This is a genomic window from Cetobacterium sp. (assembly GCF_977044495.1).
In genome coordinates this window covers 1-2,953 of sequence record NZ_CDRRQU010000085.1, presented here as the reverse complement: position 1 = coordinate 2,953, position 2,953 = coordinate 1, and the positions used below count along the sequence as shown (strand labels likewise).

Here is a 2,953-nt window from a genome sequence, read left to right as displayed (position 1 = left end):
ACCCGTAGAGCGTGATTAATATATCCGACATGAGTCAGATACTTCCCACGAAGCCCCGCCCTCTATTAGGGCGGTGGTAGTTCACATCCTTGGAAAAAGATGGAAAGATAGAGTATGTGAAACAAGCTACTAAAACTTCTTTGGATTCCTATGTCACAATGTTAATTATGGAAAATAAAGTAGTAACTAAAAAGATTTTAGAAAAAGATGGAATTGTAGTTCCAGAAGGAAAAGATTATTTTAATATTGATGAAGCGAAAAGTGATTATATAAAATATAAGGCAGGAGTAGTTATAAAACCTAAATCTACAAACTTTGGTCTTGGGATTACAATATTTAAAGATAAGTTTTCAAAAGAAGATTATGAAAAAGCCTTAGAAATAGCTTTTAAAGAGGACAGTTCGATTATTATAGAAAAGTTTGTAAAAGGAAAAGAGTACAGAATTTTTGTTATAGATGATGAGGTGGTAGGTATTCTACACAGAGTTCCTGCAAATGTAAAAGGAGATGGGCGAAAGACTATAAAAGAGCTTGCAGATGAAAAAAATTTAGATCCACTGAGAGGTGTTGGGTATAAAACGCCCTTAGAAAAAATAAAATTAGGAGACTCTGAAAAATTATTTTTAAAAGGACAAGGTTTAACAATCGAGTACATTCCTAAAAAAGATGAAGTTATCTATTTAAGAGAAAATTCAAATATAAGTACAGGTGGGGATAGTTTAGATTATACAGATGATATCTTGGAGACATATAAAAAAATTGCGATAAAGGCTTCAAAAGCTGTAGGAGCAAAGATATGTGGAGTGGATATGATGATAAAGGATATAAAAAATTCAAACTCAGAAGGAAATTACGCCATAATAGAATTAAATTTCAACCCTGCGATACATATACACTGTTATCCATACAGGGGTAAAAATAGAAATCTGGGAGAAAAAATATTGAAAGCACTTGGATACATAAAGTAAAAAAGAGGTTTATAAAACCTCTTTTTCTTTTTTTAGTATACTTTCCATAATAACAGCACAAGAAGCGTCTCCTAAAATGTTAGTAGAAGTTCTCATCATGTCCATTATTCTATCAATTCCAAATACTAAAGGAAGTGCTATAACAGGAACACCAGCAGCAACTAAGACAGCAACCACAAGAAGAGATGGACCTGGAACACCAGCAGTTCCAATAGCTCCAAGGACAGATGTAAGAACGATAGCGACGTACTCATTTGTTCCAAGTTCTACTCCAAACATTTGAGCAAAGAACATAGTGACAAGTCCATAAAGCATAGCATTTCCATTCATATTAACAGTAGCTCCCAAAGGTAAAACAAATGAAGTTGTAGAACTTTGAACTCCCAGTTTTTTGCAACATTCAGTATTAAGAGGTAAAGTGGCCATAGATGAAGCAGTTGAAAATGCTAAAATTTGTGCTGGAGCAGTTTTCTTTATAAATTTAAGTGGGGATATTCCAGTAAAAAGTCTAACAAATCCAGGTAACATAATAAAATGTATCAATCCAAGAGCCAAAGAGAATACTAAAAATAATTTAGTAACTAATAAAAGTATATTGATGCCAAAGAGTGCAATGGAGTTAGCCATTAATGCAAAAACTCCAATTGGGGCAAGTAGAAGTATTTTTTCAATCATATTTATTAGGGACTCATTAATTATCTCTAAAAGATTAATAATTGGTTTTTGTCTTTCATCAGGCACTTTAGATAGAGATAAACCAAAAAATAGTGAAAAAAATATAATTTGTAGGATATTACCATCTATTAATGATTTGAAGGGATTATCAGGAATTATATTTATGATAGTTCCCCAAAAATCTAATCCAGAATTTATACCTGCATAAGCTCCTTCTTTTGCTAATAGGGATGTGGGAACAATAACGCCCACTCCAGGATTAAATATGTATCCAGCTCCAATTCCAATGACGACAGCGATAGATGATGTAAACAGATAATAGCCTAAAGTTAAAAAACCAATTTTTCCAACAGATTTTGTTTTTCCTAAAGAGATGGCCCCAAGAATAATATTAAAAAATACCAGTGGTATAATGAGCATTGAAATTAATTTCAAAAATATATCTCCTAGTGGTGCAAATATAACTGCTTTATCTTTTAAAAGAACTCCAGCAATTATGCCTAAAAACATAGAAATAATTATAGTTGTACTGTTATTTAGTCTTTTCATAAATTTTTTCTCCCATTCACAAAATTATATTGATAATTTTATCACATTCAAAACGAAAAGTAAAATTTTATTTTTAAAATTATTAAAAAAATATTTTTAAAAGTTAAAGAAATACAATTTTGCATAAAATTTTAATTTAATATGAAATAGTGAACAAAATTTTTTTATTAAAAATAAAGGAAAAGATAGTATCTTTTTCTATACTTTCTACAACAAACAATTTAGGAGGTTTTTGTTATGAAAGAGAAGAAAAAAGAGCTTTATAATCGAGATTTAAGTTGGTTAGAATTTAATAGTAAAGTAGTTTATGAATCTAGAGCTGGAAGAAATCCACTTTTAGAAAGAGCAATGTTCTTGGCAATAGCAACAACTAATTTAGATCAATTTTTTATGGTTAGAGTGCCTAAAAAAAGAGCTAAAACAGAAAGAGAAAAAATTTATAATAACATAAGAAAAATGGTAGAAAATACTTATAATGAGTATGGTTTGTATTTAAAAGATTTGAGAAGAGAGACAGATATCGATATAAAAGATTATTTTAGCTTGAGTAAAAAAGAAAAAGAGTGTGCAGATGATTATTTTAATAGGTTAACTCAACCCGTATTGGAAATAATTGAAATTGACCCATTCCATCCAATGCCTAGAATAAGTTCTGGAAATTTAGTTTTATTGGGAAGAATCGAAAATAAAAAGTCAAAAGAAAAGAAAATTATTATGATTGAATTGAGGGCAGAATTTGAAAGAATTATAAAAATTGAGGA

General features: G+C 29.9%; 2 protein-coding genes and 1 pseudogene. 2 read left to right on the top strand and 1 reads right to left on the bottom strand.

All coding sequences use genetic code 11. The features are described 5' to 3' along the window. The first annotated feature begins 89 nt into the window (after positions 1–89). Positions 90–968 carry a bifunctional glutamate--cysteine ligase GshA/glutathione synthetase GshB gene (gene gshAB / locus ACWI69_RS11910; protein ID WP_448822052.1) on the top strand — a complete coding sequence of 293 codons (879 nt, stop codon included), beginning with the start codon at positions 90–92 and terminating at the stop codon, positions 966–968. Between the two features lie 9 nt (positions 969–977). Here gshAB and ACWI69_RS11905 read toward each other — a convergent pair whose 3' ends face one another. Beyond that, on the bottom strand, positions 978–2,192 hold the full coding sequence (locus ACWI69_RS11905; RefSeq protein WP_448822051.1) for a dicarboxylate/amino acid:cation symporter: 1,215 nt from the start codon (positions 2,190–2,192) through the stop codon (positions 978–980). Positions 2,193–2,429: 237 nt separating this feature from the next. Here ACWI69_RS11905 and ACWI69_RS11900 point away from each other — a divergent pair. After that, positions 2,430–2,953: pseudogene (locus tag ACWI69_RS11900) on the top strand (hypothetical protein); the annotation flags it as partial.

What these genes read in the sequence shown, in the direction of transcription:
- ACWI69_RS11905 (WP_448822051.1), bottom strand. Translation starts at nt 2,192, where the DNA reads ATGAAAAGACTAAATAACAGTACAACTATAATTATTTCTATGTTTTTA.